This window comes from Streptomyces sp. MZ04, assembly GCF_004684775.1.
Classification (GTDB): Bacteria; Actinomycetota; Actinomycetes; order Streptomycetales; family Streptomycetaceae; genus Streptomyces.
Window position 1 is genome coordinate 1 of the sequence record NZ_SRIC01000135.1, and the last position, 21,360, is coordinate 21,360.

Annotated in this window: 19 protein-coding genes and 2 pseudogenes; 12 read left to right on the forward strand and 9 right to left on the reverse strand. The window is 71.9% G+C overall.

Translation table 11 applies throughout. The features are described from left to right. Positions 1 to 112 precede the first annotated feature (112 nt). Both E2651_RS25160 and E2651_RS25165 read left to right on the forward strand, forming a co-directional pair. Positions 113 to 1,078 (forward strand): LysR substrate-binding domain-containing protein, encoded by a 966-nt coding sequence (locus E2651_RS25160; RefSeq protein WP_135333489.1) that lies wholly within the window; start codon positions 113 to 115, stop codon positions 1,076 to 1,078. A 36-nt stretch (positions 1,079 to 1,114) separates the two neighbouring features. Continuing rightward, complete coding sequence (locus tag E2651_RS25165; protein ID WP_135333490.1) at positions 1,115 to 2,131, forward strand: tellurite resistance/C4-dicarboxylate transporter family protein; 1,017 nt, start codon at positions 1,115 to 1,117, stop codon at positions 2,129 to 2,131. Here E2651_RS25165 and E2651_RS25170 read toward each other — a convergent pair. Next, positions 2,118 to 2,510, reverse strand: a complete 393-nt coding sequence (locus tag E2651_RS25170; RefSeq protein ID WP_135333491.1) for a hypothetical protein — start codon at positions 2,508 to 2,510, stop codon at positions 2,118 to 2,120. The genes E2651_RS25165 and E2651_RS25170 overlap by 14 nt on opposite strands. Positions 2,511 to 2,602: 92 nt before the next feature. Then, positions 2,603 to 3,508, reverse strand: a complete 906-nt coding sequence (locus E2651_RS25175; protein WP_135333492.1) for a helix-turn-helix transcriptional regulator — start codon at positions 3,506 to 3,508, stop codon at positions 2,603 to 2,605. 102 nt (positions 3,509 to 3,610) lie between these two features. Between E2651_RS25175 and E2651_RS25180 the strand changes: the two genes are divergently transcribed. Both E2651_RS25180 and E2651_RS25185 read left to right on the forward strand, forming a co-directional pair. Continuing rightward, positions 3,611 to 4,567, forward strand: a complete 957-nt coding sequence (locus E2651_RS25180) for an MBL fold metallo-hydrolase (RefSeq protein WP_135333493.1) — start codon at positions 3,611 to 3,613, stop codon at positions 4,565 to 4,567. A 6-nt stretch (positions 4,568 to 4,573) separates the two neighbouring features. Beyond that, a complete protein-coding gene (locus tag E2651_RS25185) occupies positions 4,574 to 6,097 on the forward strand; it encodes a carboxylesterase family protein (RefSeq protein WP_135333494.1) in 1,524 nt (507 codons plus the stop codon). Here the strand turns inward: E2651_RS25185 and E2651_RS25190 are convergent. The 3 genes from E2651_RS25190 to E2651_RS45475 are packed head-to-tail and all read right to left on the reverse strand — an operon-like array spanning position 6,094 to position 8,900. Next, positions 6,094 to 7,755 carry an amidohydrolase gene (locus tag E2651_RS25190; protein ID WP_135333495.1) on the reverse strand — a complete coding sequence of 554 codons (1,662 nt, stop codon included), beginning with the start codon at positions 7,753 to 7,755 and terminating at the stop codon, positions 6,094 to 6,096. The two genes, E2651_RS25185 and E2651_RS25190, sit on opposite strands and share 4 nt — an antisense overlap. A 25-nt stretch (positions 7,756 to 7,780) precedes the next feature. Beyond that, positions 7,781 to 8,620 (reverse strand): mycofactocin-coupled SDR family oxidoreductase, encoded by an 840-nt coding sequence (locus E2651_RS25195; protein WP_135333496.1) that lies wholly within the window; start codon positions 8,618 to 8,620, stop codon positions 7,781 to 7,783. Positions 8,621 to 8,663: 43 nt separating this feature from the next. Then, entirely contained in the window at positions 8,664 to 8,900 is a 237-nt protein-coding gene (locus E2651_RS45475) for a S1 RNA-binding domain-containing protein (RefSeq protein ID WP_245239194.1), read from the reverse strand. 43 nt (positions 8,901 to 8,943) lie between these two features. On the opposite strand from E2651_RS45475, the gene E2651_RS25205 reads away from it, so the two are divergent. The 8 genes from E2651_RS25205 (at position 8,944) to E2651_RS25240 (ending at position 19,080) form a co-directional block, all read left to right on the forward strand. Beyond that, the gene (locus tag E2651_RS25205; protein WP_135333498.1) at positions 8,944 to 9,777 is read left to right on the forward strand and encodes a M55 family metallopeptidase; all 834 of its coding nucleotides are present in this window, start codon (positions 8,944 to 8,946) and stop codon (positions 9,775 to 9,777) included. Beyond that, entirely contained in the window at positions 9,774 to 11,111 is a 1,338-nt protein-coding gene (locus tag E2651_RS25210) for a M20/M25/M40 family metallo-hydrolase (RefSeq protein ID WP_135333499.1), read from the forward strand. Before E2651_RS25205 ends, E2651_RS25210 begins: the two co-directional genes overlap by 4 nt. Before the next feature lie 50 nt (positions 11,112 to 11,161). Continuing rightward, positions 11,162 to 13,150 (forward strand): prolyl oligopeptidase family serine peptidase, encoded by a 1,989-nt coding sequence (locus E2651_RS25215; RefSeq protein ID WP_245239196.1) that lies wholly within the window; start codon positions 11,162 to 11,164, stop codon positions 13,148 to 13,150. Further along, on the forward strand, positions 13,147 to 14,070 hold the full coding sequence (locus tag E2651_RS25220; RefSeq protein ID WP_135333501.1) for an LD-carboxypeptidase: 924 nt from the start codon (positions 13,147 to 13,149) through the stop codon (positions 14,068 to 14,070). The genes E2651_RS25215 and E2651_RS25220 overlap by 4 nt, the downstream gene beginning before the upstream one ends. 251 nt (positions 14,071 to 14,321) lie before the next feature. Next, positions 14,322 to 16,064 (forward strand): CocE/NonD family hydrolase, encoded by a 1,743-nt coding sequence (locus E2651_RS25225; RefSeq protein ID WP_135333507.1) that lies wholly within the window; start codon positions 14,322 to 14,324, stop codon positions 16,062 to 16,064. 128 nt (positions 16,065 to 16,192) lie between these two features. After that, a complete protein-coding gene (locus tag E2651_RS25230) occupies positions 16,193 to 16,447 on the forward strand; it encodes a LapA family protein (protein ID WP_135333502.1) in 255 nt (84 codons plus the stop codon). Positions 16,448 to 16,456: 9 nt separating this feature from the next. After that, complete coding sequence (locus E2651_RS25235; RefSeq protein ID WP_135333503.1) at positions 16,457 to 17,011, forward strand: GNAT family protein; 555 nt, start codon at positions 16,457 to 16,459, stop codon at positions 17,009 to 17,011. A gap of 92 nt (positions 17,012 to 17,103) precedes the next feature. After that, complete coding sequence (locus E2651_RS25240) at positions 17,104 to 19,080, forward strand: DUF5107 domain-containing protein (protein WP_135333504.1); 1,977 nt, start codon at positions 17,104 to 17,106, stop codon at positions 19,078 to 19,080. 119 nt (positions 19,081 to 19,199) lie between these two features. On the opposite strand, the pseudogene E2651_RS25245 reads toward E2651_RS25240, so the two are convergent. The 4 genes and pseudogenes from E2651_RS25245 to E2651_RS25260 all read right to left on the reverse strand — a co-directional run. Next, positions 19,200 to 19,598 (reverse strand): annotated as a pseudogene (locus E2651_RS25245) (cytosine deaminase); the annotation flags it as partial. Further along, a pseudogene (locus tag E2651_RS25250) lies at positions 19,588 to 19,752 on the reverse strand (GntR family transcriptional regulator); the annotation flags it as partial. The pseudogenes E2651_RS25245 and E2651_RS25250, both read right to left, overlap by 11 nt. A 38-nt stretch (positions 19,753 to 19,790) precedes the next feature. Next, positions 19,791 to 20,144, reverse strand: a complete 354-nt coding sequence (locus tag E2651_RS25255; RefSeq protein ID WP_135333505.1) for a VOC family protein — start codon at positions 20,142 to 20,144, stop codon at positions 19,791 to 19,793. Positions 20,145 to 20,219: 75 nt separating this feature from the next. After that, positions 20,220 to 21,308 carry an enolase C-terminal domain-like protein gene (locus E2651_RS25260; protein ID WP_209446232.1) on the reverse strand — a complete coding sequence of 363 codons (1,089 nt, stop codon included), beginning with the start codon at positions 21,306 to 21,308 and terminating at the stop codon, positions 20,220 to 20,222. Between the last annotated feature and the right edge of the window lie 52 nt (positions 21,309 to 21,360).

Below are 21,360 nucleotides of genomic sequence, written 5' to 3' on the forward strand. Positions count from 1 at the left end.
GGCGAGGGGAGACCGGCAGGCGGTGCGCGCTGGTGTTCACGGTCTCCAGGGTTCCGCCTAGCATTGAAAAGGTCTATTTACTCTTTCTTCTCCTATCAGGAAGGTGAGCTTCTTGTTTGATGTACGTCGCCTTCGTCTGCTGCGCGATCTGTCGCTGTACGGCACGGTGACCGCCACCGCCGAGGCCCTGCACCTCAGCGGCCCCGCCGTCTCCCAGCAACTGGCCACCCTGGAGAAGGAGGCGGGCCTCCCGCTCCTGGAGAAGCAGGGCCGCACCCTGCGCCTCACCGCGGCGGGCCGCCTCCTGGTGGAGCACGCCGAAGTCATCCTCGGCGGTCTTTCCGCCGCCGAGGCCGATCTGCGGGCGCTGCGCGCGGGCCACCGCGGTGTGGTCCGCGTCGCCGTCTTCCCCTCCGCGGCGCGGGCCCTGCTCCCGAGGGTGTGGCGCACGCTCACCGGGGATCACGAGGCCGCCTCCCCCGAGCTGCGCATCGCCGAGCACGAACCGGGCCCCGCCGTCGACGCCCTGCGCCGGCGCGAGGCGGACCTGGCCGTCGTCCACGCCTACAGCCTGCTCCCGCGCGTCCTTCCTCCCGGCTGCGAGCAGCACCGCCTCCTCGACGACCCGGTGCTGCTCGCCCTGCACCCGGAAACCGCCGCCCGGCTCCGCCTCGAGCCGGGCCGGAAGGCGGACCTCGCCCGTGTCGCCGACGAGAACTGGCTGCTGCCAGGACCCGAGACCTCCTGCCACGAACTCACTCAACGAGCCTGCGGCGCCGCCGGTTTCGTCCCCCGGGCCACGGCCCTGGCGAGCGACTTCTCCGTGCTCACCGCCCTGGTCGGTGCGGCGGCGGGCGTGGCCCTCGTGCCCCGCATGGCGCTGCCCGCCGACACCACCGGCATCAGCCTGCACCCCCTCGCCCGGCCGGTGACCCGTACGGTCTCCGTGCTCAACAGGACCGGAGACGCCCGCCAGCCGCACCTGGCGCTCGTCCTCGACGCGCTTCGGCTCGCGGCGTCGGAGGCCGACATGCCGGAGTCCTCGGGCCGTGTCAGGATCGCGGGCGGGGGCTTGTGATCGCGGGCGGGGACTCGTACGCCGATGGAGCCGCGCATGCCGAGCGACGCAGCCAGCAGCCGTGGCCCCCGCTGGGCGCAGTGGCTCGACGATCTGCCGCCCGCCACGGGGGCCGCGGTCATGGCCACCGCCGTGCTCTCCGTCGGGCTGCATCTCCTCGGCGCCGAATGGGCGTCGCGCGTGCTGCTCTTCGTGGCCGTCGTGGTCTGGCTGGCCCTGGCCTCCGTCTTCGGCCGCCATCTGCTGGCCGAACGGGACCGCTGGCGGCACGAGATCGACACATCGCCCGCGCTGACCGCCATCGCCGCGACGGCGGTCCTCGGCACCCGGATCTCCCTCCTCGGCAGGCAGCCGGTGTCGGTGGCGCTGCTCTGCGTCTGCGTACTGCTCTGGCCGTTGCTGATGTCCCACGTCATCCGGCACTGGCAGAGCAGACTGCCGGGCGCCGCGTATCTGGTGTGCGTGGCCACCCAGTCCATCGTCGTGCTCGCCGCGACGGTGGCGACCGCCGACCGGCAGGCGTGGCTGATGTGGCCCGCCCTCGCCTTCTTCGCCGTCGGCCTGCTCCTGTACGCCGTCGTGCTGTGGCGCTTCGACTTCCGCCAACTCGCCACCGGCCAGGGCGACCACTGGATCATCGCCGGCGCCATGGCCATCTCCGCGCTCGCCGGATCGAAGCTGGTCGCCGCATCCGTCCCGCATGGGCCGTTGCACTGGGCGACCGGGGCGCACGACGTCCTGCGGACCGTCACCCTCGTCACGCTCGGCCTCGCGCTCGCCTGGTACGCCGTCCTGGTCGGCTGCGAACTGCTGCGCCCGCGCCTCCGCTACGACGTACGCCGCTGGGCCACCGTCTTCCCGCTCGGGATGACGGCCGTCGCGTCCCTCTCCACGTCCACGGCAGCGGACATCCCGGCGCTCTGGACCTGCGGGAAGGTGCTGCTCTGGCCCGCCATCGCGGTCTGGGCGGTGGTCGCGACCGGGGCCTTCCGCGCGGCCCGCAGCGGCATCGAGGCGGGCCGCGCCCTCAGCGGCAGCGTCAGCCGGCGGTGAGGGTGCGCCAGTCCCGCGAGCCGATGTCGGCGGGGGTGCCGTCGAGGATCCGCGCGGTGCGTGTCGCCGGTTCGAGGGTGACGGCCGCCAGGCTCGCCCAGCGGCGGCCGAGTGGTTGGTCGAGGTCGGGCAGGCAGGTCACCGGGGGCTCACCGTCCCCCGTCACCAGGCAGGTCACCGGGGGCTCACCGTCCCCCGTCACCAGGCAGGCCGCGAGGTCGTCGAGGGTGGCCGGGGGTTCCGTACGCGAAAGACGTGCGCGGACGAAGTCGTGGCGCTCGCCCGAATCGGGCTGGTAGAGCCACGACTTCTCCTCGGCGGCGGGTGCCGGCGTCAGGAAGTGGTTGGTGCGCACGAACGTGCCGCGTTCGGGACCCACGGGGCAGGGCCGCACTGTCGCGGACGGTGCGGCTGACGCGCCGTGCACGGACCGGGACCGGGCGTCCGGCAGCCGGTGAATCGGCCGGGGGCTCAGGGCCCCGTGACTGCCGGGACCGTCGTGGGGGCGGCCGTCGCCTGCGCGAGGAGTTGGAGGGCCGTGCGGCCCTCCGATCCCGCGGGGGCGGTCGCCACGACGAGGACCTGGTCGTCCGAGATGCCGAGTGCCTGCTGGGTGACGGTCAGCGAGCCCACCAGCGGATGCCGCATCTCATGCTCGGCGATGGTGCAGGGCCGCACCCGGTGATCGGCCCACATCGTCGCGAACTCCGCGCTGTTCATGCTGAGTTCGCCGATGAGGGAGGCCAGTAATGCGTCGTCGGGATGACGGCCCACCGCATGGCGCAGATTGGCCACGACGGCTCGGGCCTTGGCCTCCCAGGTGATGTAGAGGTCGCGCGTGTGCGCGTCGAGGAAGAGGAGCCGGGCCATGTTGGGGCGGCCGGCCGGCCGCTCCGGCGCCGACGGGTCCAGGTGGCCGGCGAACAGGGCGTGGCCGAGCGGGTTCCAGGCCAGGACATCGGCGCGTCGGCCGGTGACGACGGCGGGCACGTCGGGCATCGAGTCCAGGAGCGTACGGGTCTGTACGTCGACCCGCTCCGGCGGCGGCCGACGGGCCGGGCGGCGCCGGACCGCGACGCCCGCGAGGTCGCGCAGATGCAGGCGCTCGGCCTCGTCCAGACGCAGTGCGTGGGCGAGCGCGTCAAGCACCTCCGGGGACGCGTTGTGCGAGTGGCCTTGCTCCAGGCGCGCGTAGTACGAGGCGCTGACCCCGGCGAGCATGGCGAGCTCCTCGCGGCGCAGGCCCGGGACACGACGCCGTTCCCCGTACGTGTCCAGGCCGATGTCCTCGGGCCGCAGCCGGGACCGGCGGGCCTGCAGGAACGCGCCGAGGGGGCCCTGTCCGCCCTGTCCGCCCTGTCCACGCTGTCCGTCCATGCGGTCCAGTATCCGTTGCCCACAAGCCGGTTGCCTCTCCCTGGCGGGGATAGGCAGGAGAGGGTGTGGCGGACTTCCGGGGGCCCGCGCAGCCTTGAGGGTATGGACACCATCGAGTTGGGCGATGTCACCGTGACCCGGGTCCGCGAGTTCTACGGACCGATCGGGTTCACACCACGCGCTTTCGTACCCGAGAGCAGTGAGGGCGTGTGGGAGGCGCAAGAGCATTGGCTGAGGCCGGAGTTCGTCGCGGGAGAGCCGCCCGTCGTCAACGCCGCGCTGCAGACATGGGTGCTGCGCAGCGAAGGGCGGGTCATCCTCGTCGACACCGGGGGTGGCAACAACAAGCCACGCCCCGGTACCCCTTGGGATCACCTGGAGACCGACTTCCTGGGCCATCTCGCCCGCGCCGGAGTCGAGCCGGAGGACGTCGACCTGGTCGTCAACACCCATCTGCACGCGGACCACGTGGGCTGGAACACCCGCCTCGACGCGGGCAGTTGGGTGCCCACCTTCCCGAACGCCAGCTACCTCATCCACCGGAACGACTTCGAGTTCTGGAACCCGGCGAACGGCCACACCTCCGTCCTCGGCGACGGCAACGCCCACGTCTTCGAGGACAGCGTCACCCCGGTGCACGAGGCGGGCAGGACCCTGCTGTGGGAGGGCGACGGCTACCGGATCGACGCGCATCTGCGCCTTGAACTCGCCGCGGGACACACCCCTGGCTCCGCCGTGCTCACCCTCGCGTCCGGCACCGACCGGGCCGCGTTCGTGGGCGACCTGCTGCACAGTCCCGTGCAGATCCTGGAACCGGACGCGAACAGCTGCTTCTGCGAGGATCCCGGCCGGTCACGGACAGCGCGGTGGCGGGTCCTCGGCTGGGCGGCCGACCGCAACGGGCTGCTGTTCCCGGCGCACTTCGGCGGCCACGGTGCGGCTGAAGTCGCCCGGGACGGCGGCGGCTTCGCCATCAAGGGCTGGGCCCCCTTTACTCCGTACACCCCGGACACCTCGCACACCCCGGACACCTCGCACACCCCGGTCGACGAGGGCTGACCGGCGATGACGACGACAACCTCCCCGAACCCCACCGTGGAGACCGCGCTCGGCTCTGTACGGGGCCTGACGCGGGGCGGCATCGGGGTGTTCCTCGGCATCCCGTACGCCGCCCCGCCCCGAGGCGCGGGCCGGTTCGCCGCGCCCGAGCCGCACGCGCCCTGGCCGGGGGTCCGCGACGCCACTGTCCTAGGGCCGACCGCGCCGCAGGCCGCACGCCGCCTCGGCGGCATCGACATGTTCCCCTATTTCGGGCCGGGTTGGGTCCGGGGTGCGGACTACCTGACGGTGAACGTATGGACGCCCCACATCGGAGCGGACGGAGCGGACGGAGCAGACGGAGCGGACGGAGCGGACGGAGCGGGCGGAGCAGACGGAGCAGGCGATGCCCGCGAGCTGCCGGTCATGGTCTTCGTCCACGGCGGCGGCTTCACCGCGGGATCGACCAGTGCGCCGCTCTACGACGGCACCGCACTCGCCCGCGAGGGCGTGGTCCTTGTGACGGTCAACTACCGGCTCGGCGTCCAGGGTTTCCTCGACCTGCCGGGCGCGCCCCGCAACCGCGGACTGCTCGACGTGATCGCCGCGCTGCGCTGGGTACGGGAGAACGTCGCGGCCTTCGGCGGTGACCCCGAGGCCGTCACCCTGTTCGGCCAGTCCGCCGGGGCCACGATCGTGTCCGCCGTGGCGGCCGCGCCCGAGGCCGGAGGGCTGCTGCGGCGGGCGATCGTGCAGAGCGGCAGCGGGCTCGGCGCCTTCACCCCGGGGCAGGCCGCCCGGGTGACGCGGGCGGCGGCGCGGGAGCTGGGGGTCGAGGCGCATGCCGATGCCTTCGCGGCGGTGCCGGACGACCGCCTTGTCGAGGTCGTCGGCCGGCTCTCCGGGATCGACCTGCGTACGCCGGATGCGGACGACCCGCTGATGGGGCTGACCCCGTTCAGCGTGGTCCTTCCGGTGCAGCCCGCGCAGACCCCGCCCGCCGCCGTCGACCTGCTCCTCGGGACGACGACACAGGAGGGCAACCTCTATCCGGCCGCCGACGGCGAGGACGCGCACGGCGCGGCCACGCGGGCGCACCCGGACCCGGCCGGGCTCCTGGCCGCGTACCGGGCCGCCGCCGGACCCGGCACCCCGGATGCCGAACTGCGCTCGGCCGTGCTCGGCGACGCGCTGTTCGGCCGGGGGACGTGGGCGCTCGCGGAGGCGTACGCCACCGCCGGGCGCCGCACCTTCCACTACGAGTTCGACTGGCGAGGCGCGATCGGTGCCGCGCACGCGGTGGAGGTCCCGTTCCTGTTCGGGCGGACGGATCTGCCAGAACTGCGCGGCCCGCAGGGCTTGTTGGGCTCGGCCCCGGTTCCGGACGGCCTGGCGGAACGGCTCCGTGCGGCGTGGGTGCGGTTCGCCAGGACTGGGGACCCGGGCTGGGACGCGTACGACACCGAACGCCGTACGACGATGCGGATCGGCGAGCGATGGGCCGCCCTCTGTGACCCGCGCGGCGCGGAACGCCGGGCATGGACCACCTAGGACACGGACTCCTTCCGCGCCCCTGCGTCGAAGACGAGTTGACCTTCAATGAACGTCATCTTGACTTCGGTGGCGTGGACTTGAGCGATCGGCACTTCGAAGGGGTTCTGGCCGACGACGACGATGTCGGCCAGCATGCCCGGTTCGATGCGCCCGACACGATTCTCCATGCCTTCCTGGCGGGCGGAGTTGACGGTGAACAGGTCGAAGGCTTCTTCCAGGGTGATGGCTTGGGACGCGCCGAAGGAGTCGGAGCTGCCCCCCGGCTCCTGCCGGGTGACGAGCGTTTCGATGGCGGACCACGGGTTCACCGACGGCACGACGCACCAGTCCGACCCCGCCACGACCAGTGCGCGGGCCTCGAGCATCTCGCGCACCGGCCATACGCGTTCGACCGCTTCCGGGCCGACGGCGGCCGCGATGTCGGAGCAGATGGGGGAGGGCTGCCACAGGTAGGGAGAGACTTCGAACGTCGCGCCGATCTGCGACGCACGCTCGATGTCGGTCTTCGCCACGAACGTGCAGTGTCCTACGTTGTGCATGCAGGGGCCGTGCCCGTTGGCGGTGCGGGCGGCCTCGACGGCGTCCAGCGCCGCCCTGACCGCCGCGTCGCCGGCCGCGTGGAACTTGACCGTGATGCCCATCCGGTCGAAGCGGGTCACCGCCCGCTCGAGGACCGCCGGCGCGATCGCGAGCAGCCCGTGCCGGCCGGCCTCGTCGTCTCGTCCCTCCACCGTGTCCTTGTACGGTTCGAGCATGGCCGCCGTGTGGCTGTCGGTCGGTACTCCGTCGAGGAAGATCTTCACGCAGTCGGGCGTGATGTGACCGCTCGCGTAGAGGTTCCGTGTCGCGATCACCTCTTCGCACACAGGGTCGTTGGGGGACCACACGAGACAGAGGCGCACGCGCTGCCTGACGGCTCCGCGCGCGGCGAGACGGGTGTAGGCGCGCAGCTCAGCCCGCGGCCCGGCGGTGAACCCGACCGCGGCTTCGGTGAACGACGTGATCCCGTGCGAGACCATCTCTCCGAGAGCCCATTCCAGAGCCGCCTCGACCTCTTCGTCGGCCGGGGTGGGGGCCGAGGCGGCGAGCAGATCGGCGGCGGTCTCGCGCTGTATGCCGCTGGGATTGCCCGCGGCGTCCCTCTCGAAGTAGCCGCCGAGCGGGTCAGGTGTGCCGGGGCCGATTCCGGCGACCCCGAGTGCCGCGCTGTTCGCCCATGAGCTGTGTCCGCTGGTGTCCTCCAGGAGGACCGGATTGCCGGGCGCGACGGCATCGAGCATGGTCCGTTCCGGGGCGGTGCCGAGCGCGGAGGTGTCCCATTGCCCGCCGAGGACCCACGCGCCGGGGGCGGCCCGGGATATGTGCTCGGCCACGATGCGGAGGGTGTCGGCCAGGCTCGAGCCCTGCGGGATCTTGCAGCGGCGTTCACGGATTCCGGCGTAGATCGGGTGGACGTGCAGGTCGTGCAGGCCGGGAAGAACGGTATCGCCGGCGAGGTCCGTCACCCGCGTGTCCGGTCCACGCCGCCGCAGCACGTCCTCGCGGCTGCCGACCATGTCGATGACACCGGTGCGTACGGCGAGTGCCTGGGCCCAGCCCGAGGAGGTCTTGACGTGCCCACCCACCAAAATCATGTCCGCGTAGGGCTCGGTCATGGCGCTCCGCCTTTGGCTCAGGTATTCAGCGACGGTTGATGAACCCGGCGTCGACGGGCAGCGTGACGCCGGTGACGTAGCGGGCCTCGTCCGAGGCCAGCCACAGGACGGCGTTGGACACGTCGACCGGTTCGACGGTGTCCACCGGAAGGGCATTGGGCGCCGTCTCGGACAGAATCGGGTCCTGGGCGACGAACTCGGCGATGGCGGGGTCGGCGACCATGCGGGTTGCCACGCCGGTGGGGTGCACGGAGTTCACCCTGATGTTGTGCGGGGCGAGGTTGTTGGCGTACGTACGCATCAGCCCGACCACACCGTGCTTGGAGGCGGCGTAGCCGAGGCCGCCGTTGCTGGCCCCGCCGATGCCGACAAGCCCGGCGGTGGAGCTGACGATCACGATCGAGCCGCCCTGCTCGGCGGCGACCATCGACGGGATGGCCACCTCGATGATGTGAAAGGTGCCGGTGAGGTTCACGTCGATGGCGTCGTGCCACGCCTGCACCCTGTCCTCCACAAGGAGCGGTGCGATCCCGGCGTTGGCGACGACGATGTCGATCTGCCCGAACTCGGCGAGCCCGGCGTCGTACGCCTCTTGGAGGGCGGCTCGATCGCGCACATCCGTCTCTCGCGCCACGACACGGCGGCCCAGGGCCCGCACTTCCTCGACCGCGTCGGACAGCTCCTCCGGTGTCGACTGCGGATAGGGCACGGTGTCGACCGACCGGCAGATGTCCACGATGACCAAGTCGGCGCCTTCCTCCGCCATCCGCTGAACGTGACTGCGCCCGAGCCCCCCGGCCGCACCGGTGACGAAGGCCACCTTGCCGTCAAGGCGCCGCGTCGTTCTCTGAGCTACGTACCGCATGACAACGACGTACCGCAGGGATCATCCGCCGTCACCCCCGACCTCACGCCGAAATGTTCAGGAACACCCGCCGATGTGGCCGCTCGATGTCCGTGACGACGAAGGTGATCTCGTCGCCGGCCTCGAAGTCCTCCGGCGGACCGGCCGCAGGCCGGCCGTGGACCTCTCTGTAAGGGACAAGCCCGACGACTCCGTCCGCAAGGTGGACGAGGACGCCGAAGGGGAGCACCTTGTCGACGGTCCCGCGTAGTTCCTCGACCGGCGTCAGTTCGCCCGGCACGCTGGATGGTCGCCCCCGCCGTCGACGCGTAACGTGAAGCGGCATGAAGATCCTCATCAGCGCCGACATGGAGGGCGCCACCGGAGTGACCTGGCCTGCCGATGTGCTGCCCGGTACGCCGCAGTGGGAGCGGTGCCGGGCCATGTTCACCTCGGATGTCAATGCCGCCGTGCTCGGCTTCTTCGACGGTGGTGCCGACGAGGTGCTCATCAACGAGGCGCACTGGACCATGCGCAATCTGCTCCTGGAGCAGCTGGACGAGCGGGCCCAGATGCTGACCGGGCGTCATAAGTCGCTCTCCATGGTCGAAGGGGTCCAGCACGACGACGTCGACGGCATCGCGTTCATCGGCTATCACGCGGGCGCCGGCATGGAGGGTGTGCTCGCGCACACCTACCTCGCCAACTCGATCACCGGCGTGTGGGTCAACGACGTACGCGCCAGTGAAGGGCTGCTCAACTCCCATGTCGTCGCCGAGTACGGCGTGCCCGTCGTGCTCGTCACCGGTGATGATCTGGCCTGTGAGGACGCGCTCGGTTACGCGCCCGGTGCGCTGAAGGTGGCCGTCAAGGACCATGTTTCGCGGTACGCCGCGGTCTGCCGGACGCCGGCACGTACCGCCGCCGACATCCGGGCCGCGGCGAAGGAGGCGGCGGTGCTCGCCACGCGCCATCAGCCGGTCCAGGGCGGGCCGTTCACCGTCGAGCTCGAGTTCGACGCCGAGCATCTGGCGATGGCGTCCACCGTCGTGCCGGGCGTGCGGCGCAGCGGCGAGCGGAAGGTCGCGTACACCAGCGAGACCATGTACGAGGGCATCCGCACCTTCAAGGCGGTCACGACGATCGCCTCCGCCGCCGTGGAGGAGCAGTATGGCTGAGCAGGCGGGGGAGAGCGCAGGTCGATGACCTGGCTCTCGAGGAGGTCTTGCGGTTCACGTCCGATCTCATCCGCATAGACACCACCAACCGCGGCAGCGGCGACTGCCGGGAGCGGCCCGCCGCCGAGTACGCCGCCGAGTGTCTGAGCGGGGCCGGGCTCGAACCGACGCTCCTGGAGTGCTCGCCGGGGCGTACGAACGTCGTCGCGCGCATCGAGGGCACGGATCCGTCGGCCGACGCGCTGCTCGTGCACGGGCACTTGGACGTCGTGCCCGCCGAGGCCGCCGACTGGAGCGTGGACCCGTTCTCCGGGGAGATCCGCGACGGTGTCGTGTGGGGCCGCGGCGCCATCGACATGAAGAACATGGACGCGATGATCCTGTCCGTCGTGCGCGGCTGGGCCCGTGCGGGCGTGCGGCCCCGGCGGGACATCGTCATCGCGTTCACCGCGGACGAGGAGGCGAGCGCGGAGGACGGCTCGGGCTTCCTCGCCGACCGGCACGCCTCCCTCTTCGAGGGGTGCACGGAAGGCATCAGCGAGTCCGGCGCCTTCACCTTCCACGACGGGCGGGGCAACCAGCTCTACCCCATCGCGGCGGGCGAGCGCGGCACCGGCTGGCTCAAGCTCACCGCCCGCGGCAAGGCGGGCCACGGCTCGAAGGTGAACCACGCCAACGCGGTGACCAGGCTGGCGGAGACGATCGCCCGCATCGGGGAGTACCGCTGGCCGGTGCGGCTCACGCCGACGGTCCGCGCGGCGCTGCTCGATCTGGCCGCGCTCTACGGCGTGGAGGCCGATCCGGACGCGCCCGGATTCGACGTGGACGCGCTCCTGGAGAAGCTCGGCCCGGCCGCCTGCCTCATCGAGCCGACGGTGCGGGGCAGCGCCAACCCGACGATGCTGCAGGCCGGTTACAAGGTCAATGTGATTCCGGGGGAGGCCGTCGCCTATGTCGACGGGCGTTGTCTGCCCGGTGGCGAGGAAGAGTTCGTCGCCACCCTTGACCGACTCACCGGCCCGGACGTCGACTGGGAGTTCCACCACCGAGAGGTGGCGCTGCAGGCGCCGGTCGACTCGTCGACGTTCGCGAAGATGCGAGCCGCCGTGGAGGAGTTCGCGCCCGAGGGGCATGTGATGCCGTACTGCATGTCCGGCGGCACGGACGCCAAGCAGTTCTCGCGCCTTGGGATCACGGGATACGGCTTCTCGCCGCTGAAGACCCCGAGGGGCTTCGACTACCAGGCCCTCTTCCACGGCGTGGACGAGCGGGTGCCGGTCGACGCCCTGCACTTCGGCGTCCGCGTCCTCGACCGCTATCTGAGAACGGCCTAGGGAATGACCAACCGCCTAGGAAACAAAGGGACATGGGGGAAGAGAGGGACATGAGAGAGACCCAGGCGTACGGATCGTGGCCGTCGCCCATCGACGCCGCACTCGCAGCCGCCCACGACGGCTCTCCGGCCCACGTGGGGTTCGTCGGGGCCGAGGCGTGGTGGACCGAGCCGCGGCCCGCGGAAGGCGGCAGGCGGGCGCTGGTGCGGCGGCGTCCGGACGGGGTGGAGGAATCGGTGCTCCCCGCTCCGTGGAACGTGCGCAGCCGGGTCATGGAGTACGGCGGGCACGCCTGGGCGGGGGCCGAGTGTGCTGCGGGTCCGTTGGTCGTGTTCGCGAACTTCCCGGACCAGCGGCTGTACGCGTACGAACCCGAACGCCCCGGCGACGGACCGCGCCCGCTCACCCCGCTCTCCGACATCGGCTGCGGCCTGCGCTATGTCGACCCCCGCGTGCACCTGGACCGGGGCGAAGTCTGGTGCGTCATGGAGGAGTTCACCGGCGATGCGCCCACCGACGTGCGCCGCGTCGCCGTCGCCGTGCCGCTCGACGGCTCGGCGGCACAGGACCGCGGCGCGCTGCGTGAACTCACCGACGAACGGCACCGGTTCATCACCGGGCCCCGGCTCTCGCCCGACGGCGCCCGCGCCGCGTGGATCGCCTGGGACCACCCCCGGATGCCGTGGGACGGCACGGAACTGCTGGTCGCCGACGTCCGTGAAGACGGCACGTTCGGCGCGCCGAGGGCGGTCGCCGGTGGGCCCCGCGAGTCGATCGCGCAGGTGGAGTGGGGCGTCGACGGGCGGCTGCTCTACGCCAGTGACCAGACCGGATGGTGGAACCTGTACCGCCAGGACCCGGCCGACGGGGGCCGGGGAACGCCCCTGTGCTCGCGCGACGAGGAGTTCGCGGGACCCCTGTGGAAGGTCGGCTCCGGCTGGTTCGCGCCGCTGGACAGCGGCCTGATCGCCGTCGTGCACGGCAAGGGCGCCACCTCGCTCGGCGTGCTCGACCCGGAGACCGGCGAGGTCGTCGACGCGGCGGGCCCCTGGACCGAGTTCGCGTCGACCGTCGCGGTGAGCGGCACCCGGGTCGTCGGTGTCGCGGCGAGCCCCCGCAGCGCGTACGAGGTGGTGGAGCTGGACACGAGCACCGGGCGCGCCCGCGTGATCGGCGCCGCCCACGACGACCCGGTGGACACCGCGTACTACCCCGAGCCGCGCATCCGCACCTTCAGCGGCCCGGCCGGACGCGAGATCCACGCGCACGTCTATCCGCCGCACCACCCCACCCGCATCGCGCCCGACGACGAACTGCCGCCCTACGTGGTGTGGGCGCACGGCGGCCCCACCGACCGCTCGCCCCTCGTGCTCGACCTGGAGATCGCCTACTTCACCTCGCGCGGCATCGGCGTCGCCGAGGTCGACTACGGCGGCTCGGCGGGCTACGGCCGTGCCTACCGCGAAAGGCTGCGCGAGCAGTGGGGCGTGGTCGACGTCGAGGACTGCGCGGCCGTCGCGCTCGCCCTCGCCGACGAGGGCACCGCGCACCGCGACCGTCTCGCGATCCGCGGCGGCAGCGCCGGCGGCTGGACCACGGCGGCGTCGCTGACCACGACGGACGTGTACGCCTGCGGCACGATCAGCTACCCCGTTCTCGACCTCATGCAGTGGGTCGACGGGGGGACCCACGACTTCGAGTCCCGGTACATGGACTCGATGGTCGGGTCCTTCGAGGAGGTGCCGGGGCGGTACGCGGAGCGCTCGCCCGTCACCCACGCCGACCGGGTCACCGCGCCGTTCCTGCTCCTCCAGGGGCTCGACGACGTGATCTGCCCGCCCGCGCAGGCCGAGCGGTTCATCGAAAAGCTGGAGGGGCGGGGCGTGCCGTACGCGTACATCGCCTTCGACGGCGAGGGGCACGGGTTCCGCCGCGCGGACACGATGGTGCGGGCCCTGGAGTCCGAACTCTCCCTGTACGCCCAGGTGTTCGGCCTGAATCTGGCGGGACCTGTCCCCACCCTGGAGCTGTCCAAGTGAAGCCTCTGATACGCCCCGCACGTCTGACGCCCGGTGCGCGGGTCGCTGTCGTCGCGCCCAGCGGACCGGTGCCGGAGGACCGGCTCCAGGCGGGCCTCGACATCCTGCGCGGCTGGGACCTCGAACCCGTCGTCGCCCCCCATGTCCTGGACCGCCACCCCGGGTTCGACTACCTCGCGGGCACGGACGCCGACCGGGCCCGCGACCTCCAGGAGGCGTGGTGCGACCCCTCCGTCTCCGCGGTGCTCTGCGCTCGCGGTGGTTACGGCGTCGCCAGGATGGTGGAGCTGCTGGACTGGGCGGCGATGCGGGCGGCGGGTCCCAAGGTGTTCGTCGGCTACAGCGACATCACCACGCTGCACGAGGCGTTCGCGGCGCGGACGGGCCTCGCGACGCTGCACGGCCCGATGGTCGCGGCCGCGGACTTCCTCAAGAACGCCCGTGCGCAGGAGCACTTGAGGGCCACGCTCTTCGAGCCGGAGCGGGTCCAGCTGATCGCGTCGGGCGGGCGTGCGCTCGTGCCGGGCCGCGCGCGCGGGGTCACGCTCGGCGGCTGCCTCTGCCTGCTCGCCGCGGACGTCGGCGCCCCCGGGGCGCGCTCGTCGGCACGGGGCGGGCTGCTCTTCCTGGAGGACACCGGTGAGGAGACGTACCGACTCGACCGGTATCTCACCCAACTCGGGCGCGCGGGCTGGCTGCAGGGCGTGAGCGGGGTCGCGCTCGGCTCGTGGGCGGACTGCGATCCGTACGACACGGTGCGGGCGTTGCTGCTGGACCGGCTCGGCGGGCTCGGGGTGCCGATCGTCGAGGAGTTCGGATTCGGGCACTGCGAGGGCGCGTTGACGGTTCCGTTCGGGGTGCCGGGTGAACTGGACGCGGACGCGGGGACGTTGACGCTCGAGGTGCCCGCGCTGGTGTGAGGGCCGCCTGCCGGGCGCCGGGGCGGCGACGTACCGGATCTCCTTCGAGATCCACGTACTGAATTTTCGTCAAGATCCGCCGAGAAACTCCTGTCACGAGCGTTGACCCCGACATGACACGTGTCACAACATGACCCTGGCCGGCTACTTACCGGTCAGTAGTCGGCTGTCCTCAGCGTGGAGGTCTCGTGTCCCGTCGTACCGCACCCCGTCGTGCCGTCTCCCGGTCCCGCACGCCGCTCGCCCTCGCCATGGGAGCCGCGCTCGCCGCACCGCTCGCCTTCGCGGCCCCCGCCCCGGCGAGCGTCACCGGCCAATACACCGTCACCGCACTGAAGTTCACGGTCGAGGCGGGCGGCCGGAGCTGCACCGTCGACGCGGACCTCTACCGCCCCGCCGGAGTGGACGCCGCGCACCCCGCGCCCGCCGTGCTCACCACCAACGGCTTCGGCGGCAGCAAGTCGGACGGGACCGCCGACACCGCCAAGGCCTTCGCCGAGCGCGGCTATGTCGGGCTCGCCTACTCCGGGCTCGGCTTCGGCAAGTCCGGCTGCCTCATCTCCCTCGACGACCCGGACATCGACGGCAAGGCGGCCTCCGGTCTCATCGACTTCCTCGCCGGGAAGCGCGCCGCCGACGACGGCACGACGATCGACTACGTCACCAAGGACGCGCAGGCCGACCCCCGCGTCGGCATGATCGGCGGTTCCTACGGCGGGGCGATCCAGCTGGCGACGGCCGCCGTCGACCACCGGGTCGACGCCCTCGTACCGCTGATCACCTGGAACGACCTGAGCTACTCGCTCGACCCGAACAACGCCTCGAACCGCCGGGTCCCCGGCGCCGCCAAGTGGCAGTGGATGAACGGCTTCTACCTCATCGGCGAGGGCCAGCCGCTGCTCGTGCCGAGCCTGGACCCGTCCCGGATCAACTCCCTGACCTGCCTGCACTTCGCCACGCAGGCCTGCGAGACGATCCGCACCCTCAACTCGGGCCGCTATCCGGCGGACAAGACCGCAGCACTCCAGGAGTACGCGCGCAGTGTCTCGCCCGTCTCGTACCTGCCGCAGGTCAAGGCGCCCACCCTCCTCGTCCAGGGCCAGGCCGACAGCCTCTTCAACCTCAACGAGGCGCAGGCGACGTACGAGACACTGAAGGCGCAGGGCACCACGGCCAAGATGATCTGGCAGTCCTGGGGCCACAGCGGCGGCCTCACCGACCCGGCGTCCGGCGAACTCAACCTCTCCGAAGGCAACTTGGAGACCAGCTACGTCGGCAAGCGGATCCTGTCGTGGTTCGACCGCTACCTCCACCAGAAGAAGGGCGTCGACACCGGGCCCGCCTTCGCCTACCACCGGGACTGGGTGCCGGGCGACAGCGGACCGAACGGCTCCTACGCCACCGCGCCGAAGGTGCCCGCGCTCAGCCAGAAGCTGTATCTCTCCGGCGACGGCAAGCTCGTCGACAACCGCGCGAAGGTCGCGCGCGGCAGCCGCGAGTACCGGAACTGGCTGATCCCCACGAGCCACTCGGAGAGCTCCCTGGCCGGGATGATCGGCCTTCCCGACCCCGCACCGCGCGACACCAAGGGCACCTGCCTCGACTGGACGAGCGAGCCGCTGACCGCCCCGGTGGACGTGGTGGGCGCCCCGAAGGCGACCCTCAAGGTCGTCTCGCCCCGGACGGAGAAGGTGCAGAACTCCGGCGATGCCGCCGACAAGCTGGTCCTCTTCGCGAAGCTGTACGACATCGCGCCCGACGGCAAGAAGACGCTGGTGCACCGGCTCGTGGCCCCCGTGCGCGTCCCGGACGTGACCAAGCCGTTCACCCTCTCGCTGCCGGGAATCGTGCACCGGTACGAAGCGGGCCACAAGCTGCAGTTCACCGTCGCGGCCAGTGACGACGCGTACGTCGGGAACAGGGGCGTCAAGCCGGTGACGGTCACCAGCGCGCCCGAGGACACCGGGGTGCTCCAGCTCCCCGTCGTCCGCTGAACCCCGGACTCACCCGTACGGCCCACACCCCCACCCCGGAGCGGCACCCACCGCGCGCAAACCCTCCCCGGCGGCCCATGCTGGTCGCCAGGGGAGGGTGACCGAAGCTCCGACGGAAGGGTCCACGTATGAGTCCCAGCACCTCCACGGGCGGCTCGAAGAAGAGCGGCTCGGGTGGCGGCATCCGTGACGCCATGACGCCCGGCAGGGTGGCCGTCGCAGCGCTCGTCGTCCTCGCCCTGGTCTTCATCTTCGAGAACACCGGCAACACCAAGATCCGACTCCTGATCCCCGAGGTGACCCTGCCGCTGTGGATGGCGCTGCTCGGCATGGGCGTGATCGGCGCGCTCTGCGGGGCGTACTTCATGCGGAGGCGGAAGTAGCGTGGCCGGATGGACGACCGCACCAACCATCTCGCCGAGGGCCCCCGCATAGGCATACGCCCCTATACCTACGCCGACGGCCCCGAATTCACCACGCGCGCGCGGGAGAGCCGTGAGCTGCACCGCCCCTGGCTGTTCCCGCCCGCCACCGGCGAGGCCTACGCCGCGTACGCGACGGCACTCGTCGAGGACCCCGCCAAAGCCGGGTTCCTGCTCTGCGAACGGGCGGCGGGCGGCGCCGTCGCCGGGTTCGTCAACATCAACAACATCGTCGACGGCGGCTTCCGGTGCGGGGCGCTCGGATACGGCGCCTTCGCCCACGCGGCGGGGCGCGGACTGATGCGGGAGGGGCTGGGACTCGTCGTGCGGTACGCCTTCGACGTACTGGAACTGCACCGCCTGGAGATCAACGTCCAGCCCGGCAACGCCGCGTCCATCGCGCTCGCCCGCCGCAGCGGCTTCCGCCTCGAGGGATTCTCGCCGGACTTCCTCTTCATCGACGGGGCGTGGCGCGATCACGAACGGTGGGCGTTGACCACGGAGATGAGTCGCCGCGCGGGCTGAGTACGGTGCGGTATCGCGCCCCGTTGCCTTTACCCAACTCTGACCGGCGGAGCCCCTGGTCGGGACCGCCACGAGCGTGTTCCATGGTGATCATGACGACCACCGTGCGACGTGACGTGCTGACGCTGCCCGCCGCCCCCCTGGGCCCCGAGAACCCGCTGCCGCCCCTGCGGCCGTTGCGCAGGGTGCACGCGCTGGATGAGCGGGGCAGAGAAGGGCTGCCGCGCGACATGGCGCGGCAGCTGGGATACGAGCCGCTGCGCGGCATCCTGCCGACCCGGGTGCTCGACGGGTACGGGCGTGAGCGCGCCGAGACGACGCTCGACACCCTCGTCATCGAGAACGACCGGCTGCGCGCCACCGTCCTGCCGGGCCTCGGCGGCCGCGTCCACTCCCTCTTCCACAAGCCGACCGGCCGTGAACTCCTCTACCGCAACCCGGTGTTGCAGCCCGCCGACTTCGCGCTCAACGGCGCCTGGTTCTCCGGCGGCATCGAATGGAACATCGGCGCCACCGGCCATACGACACTCTCCTGCGCGCCCCTGCACGCCGCCCGCGTGACCGCGCCCGACGGCGGCGAGATGCTGCGGCTCTGGGAGTGGGAGAGGCTGCGGGACGTGCCGTTCCAGGTGGACCTGTGGCTGCCCGAGAACTCCGACTTCCTGCATGTCGGCGTGCGGATCCGCAATCCGCACGAGAAGCCGGTGCCGGTGTACTGGTGGTCCAACATCGCGGTGCCCCAGGAGCGCCGCGTCCTCGCCCCGGCCGACGAGGCCTGGCACTTCGGGTACGCGGGCGGCCTTCGCAAGGTGCCGGTGCCGGAGACCGACGGGGTGGACCGGACGTACCCGCCACGCAGCGAGTACGCCGCCGACTACTTCTACGACGTACCGGACGAGGCCCGGCGGTGGATCGCCGCGCTCGACGACGACGGGCACGGGCTCGTCCAGACGTCGACCGACCTGCAGCGCGGCCGCAAGCTCTTCGTCTGGGGTGCCGGCACCGGCGGGCGGCGCTGGCAGGAGTGGCTGACCGAACCGGGCACCGGCGGATACGCGGAGATTCAGGCCGGTCTCGCGCGCACGCAGCTGGAGCACGTACGCCTGGACGCCGAGGCCGAGTTCGCGTGGCTCGAGTCGTACGGACCGCTGTCCGCCGCGCCCGACGTCGTGCACGGCGGCGACTGGCGCGCCGCGCGAGGCGAGGCCGAACAGCGGCTCGCCCAGGCCCTGCCGAGGGACGCGGTGGACGCCGCGTACGCGGCCTGGCGGCCCTGCGCCGACGCCGAACCGGGCGAGGTGCTCGCCACCGGCTCCGGCTGGGGAGCGCTCGAAGTGCTCCGCGCAGGCCGCAAGTTGCCCGGCACGCCCTTCGACGAGGCCACGCTCGGCCCCGAACAGGCGCCGTGGGTCGAGCTGTTGCACTCCGGCGCCGTCCCCGAGCCGCGCCGTGTCGCCCCGCCGGGACCGACCCTCGTCGCCCCGCACTGGCGGGACATGCTGGAGACGGCGCCCGCGCGGCCGGTCGCCGAGTATCACCTGGGCGTCGCACAGTGGCATGCCGGTGACCTGGCCCAGGCGGTGCGCAGCTGGGAGCGCGGGCTCGAACTCGCCCCGTCCCGCTGGCCGTTGCTGCGCTGCCTCGCCGTCGCGGACGAGGAGTCGGGCCACATCGAGAGGGCCGCCGACCGGTATGCGGAGGCCTTCGACGACCTGTGCCAGGAGCGGCGCGACGACGGCGTCCTGTGGACGTCCGCCAGCGCCGCGCTCGGCCGGGAGGCGATCGCCGTGCTGCTCAGGGCGGGACGGCACGGTGCGGCGCGCGGCATATGGGACCGCCTGCACACGGTCACCCGAGCGGAGGGCCGCTTCCGGCTCGTCGAGATCCAACTGCTCCTGGCCGAGGGCGAGAAGGCCGCGGCGCGGGCGATATTCGACGAGGGCTTCGAGCCTGCCGACCTGCGCGAGGGCGCCGAGGTGCTCGGCGAGCTGTGGCGCGCGGCGACGGACGAGGAGCTGCCGGAGCGGTACGACTTCCGGATGCGGGCGGCGGCGTCGTTCGAGGAGTGAGGACATGTCGTCGGGTTGAGGACATGAGGACATGAGGACATGAGGACATGAGGACCGCCCGTGCCGGGACCTGGGCAGCCCGGCACGGGCGGTGACTGTGAAGGGAACCGCGGTCGTCGCTACGCCAACTCGCCGTTCCTGGCCACCACTCGGCCCCCGTGCACGACCATGTCCCGCTGCGGCATGTCCACGTCTGCGCCGCCGTGGGCGCCCACCCTGTAGCACTCGGCCAGTTCGTCGTCGAGGCGGACGTCGGTGACCCAGCCGAGTATGTGCGTGCGGTGCAGCATGCCGGCGTTGCCGAACGGGCTCCACGCGTCGCGCACTCCGTCCGAGCCGAGCCCGACACGCACGCCGTGCTCACGCAGCTTCGCGATCGGCAGGACGAGCGACTCGTTCGGCGCCACCGTCGTCAGGGAGATGTCCTGCTCGCCCAAGTCGGCCGCCATCTTGTCCAGTTCGGAGTCGGACAGGTACGGCAGGCAGAAGACGTGGCTGACCGTGACCCAGCGCCTCCCGCACGGGCACGCGGGACATCCGCAGCTCCTCGGCGACCTCACGCTCCACCAGACGCGAACCCAGCGGACAGCGGCGGTCCACGATGCGCCGGCGGACCGCCTCGCGCGCCTGGGCGCTCAACGACGTCCGTTCCGTACTCCCCGCCACGTGCACCGTCCTCCGTTCGGCCTGCCTGCCGTGGAGGATACGGCTCAGGTCGCGGCGCGCCGGTCCACGTACTCGAAGACGGCGCCGTCCGGGTGCATCGCGATGAGGTTGCGGCCCACCGGGGTCGGCACGGGGCCCGCGATGACACGGGCGCCGGACGCGTTCAGGACCGCGTACGCCTCGTCGACGTCCTGGACGGCGATCGTCGCTGAGACCTTGCGGAGGATCTCGAGCTCCCGCTCGGGGCCGCTCATCAACAGAAAGCAGCCGACCGCCGCGACCGAGACGCCCCCACGCTCGAAACGCTGCGCGGGGCCGCCCGCGAGACGTTCGTAGAAGGCGACCGAGGACTCCAGGTCCTCGACGCAGATACGCAGCGTGGCTCCCAGGATCTCCATACGGGCGAGCCTAGTTGGCCCCGCCCGCACGCGAGATCGTTTCCGGCGACTTGGCGGATGACATGCGGCCCGCCCTCACGCGACCCGGTATTCCTCCACGTCCTCCGCGTGCCGCAGCTCGAGACCGTGCCCGACGCCGCCCTCGGGGCGCACGGTGCCGCCCGTCGGGTCGAGGGCCCCGTCGAAGAACATCGACTCGATCCGCACATGGTCGTGGAACCACTCGATGTGCCGCAGATTCGGTACGCAGGCGGCCACCGCGGCATGTGCGTGCGGGGCTCCGTGGGCCGAGACCTCCAGGCCGTGGCCCTGCGCGAGGGCCGCGACGCGCAGCCACTCGGTGAGTCCCCCGCAGCGGGTCGCGTCCACCTGGAGGCAGTCGACGGAGGGGAGCATCCGCGCGAAGTACGGGAGGTGGCAGCCGTATTCACCGGCCGCCACATCACAGGGGAGCGCGTCCCGTACCAGGGCCAGCCCGCGCAGATCGTCCGCCGGCACCGGCTCCTCGAACAGGCCCACCCCGTGCTCGGCGAGCACGCGGCCGACGCGCACCGCCTGCTTGCGGGTGTAGCCGCCGCTCGCGTCGACGTACAACTCGGCCTGCGGGCCGATGACTTCACGCGCGGTGCGCACCCGCGCCACATCGCGGGCCGCCGCCCGCCCCCAGCTCTCGCCGACCTTGATCTTGACGCGCGGGATGTGCTGACCGTGCACCCAGCCGGTCAGCTGGGCCGCCAGATGCGTGTCGTGGTACGTCGTGAAGCCGCCGCTCCCGTAGACGGGAACCTTGTCGCGGGCCGCGCCCAGGAGACGTACGAGGGGGAGTTCGAGGAGGCGTGCCTTGAGGTCCCACAGGGCGATGTCGACCGCGGAGAGCGCGCACGAGGCGGCGCCGGGGCGGCCGGTGTTGCGGACCGCCTTGGCCATCGCGTCGTGCGCGGCGGGAATGTCGACGGCGTCGAGCCCGGTCACGGCCGGCGCGAGCTGCTCATCAACCAGGGACGCGACGGCGGCGGGGGCGTAGGTCCACCCCGTTCCCGTCGCGTCACCCGCAGTGACCTCGACGATCACGATCGTCGTGGCTTCCCAGGCGAGGGTGCCGTCCGCCTCCGGGGCGTCCGCGGGCACGGAGTACGCGGACATGACGGGTCGTTCGATGGGCACGGAGTCCTTCATCGGGGCGTCCTGGGTCGCGTGGGGACGGTGGGGACGGTGG

Coding starts and splice junctions, on each gene's coding strand:
- E2651_RS25165 (WP_135333490.1), top strand. CDS start 1,115: ATGCCGAGCGACGCAGCCAGCAGCCGTGGCCCCCGCTGGGCGCAGTGG.
- E2651_RS25175 (WP_135333492.1), bottom strand. CDS start 3,508: ATGGACGGACAGCGTGGACAGGGCGGACAGGGCGGACAGGGCCCCCTC.
- E2651_RS25180 (WP_135333493.1), top strand. CDS start 3,611: ATGGACACCATCGAGTTGGGCGATGTCACCGTGACCCGGGTCCGCGAG.
- E2651_RS25185 (WP_135333494.1), top strand. CDS start 4,574: ATGACGACGACAACCTCCCCGAACCCCACCGTGGAGACCGCGCTCGGC.
- E2651_RS25190 (WP_135333495.1), bottom strand. CDS start 7,755: ATGACCGAGCCCTACGCGGACATGATTTTGGTGGGTGGGCACGTCAAG.
- E2651_RS25195 (WP_135333496.1), bottom strand. CDS start 8,620: ATGCGGTACGTAGCTCAGAGAACGACGCGGCGCCTTGACGGCAAGGTG.
- E2651_RS25205 (WP_135333498.1), top strand. CDS start 8,944: ATGAAGATCCTCATCAGCGCCGACATGGAGGGCGCCACCGGAGTGACC.
- E2651_RS25215 (WP_245239196.1), top strand. CDS start 11,162: ATGAGAGAGACCCAGGCGTACGGATCGTGGCCGTCGCCCATCGACGCC.
- E2651_RS25225 (WP_135333507.1), top strand. CDS start 14,322: ATGGGAGCCGCGCTCGCCGCACCGCTCGCCTTCGCGGCCCCCGCCCCG.
- E2651_RS25230 (WP_135333502.1), top strand. CDS start 16,193: ATGAGTCCCAGCACCTCCACGGGCGGCTCGAAGAAGAGCGGCTCGGGT.
- E2651_RS25235 (WP_135333503.1), top strand. CDS start 16,457: ATGGACGACCGCACCAACCATCTCGCCGAGGGCCCCCGCATAGGCATA.
- E2651_RS25240 (WP_135333504.1), top strand. CDS start 17,104: ATGACGACCACCGTGCGACGTGACGTGCTGACGCTGCCCGCCGCCCCC.
- E2651_RS25255 (WP_135333505.1), bottom strand. CDS start 20,144: ATGGAGATCCTGGGAGCCACGCTGCGTATCTGCGTCGAGGACCTGGAG.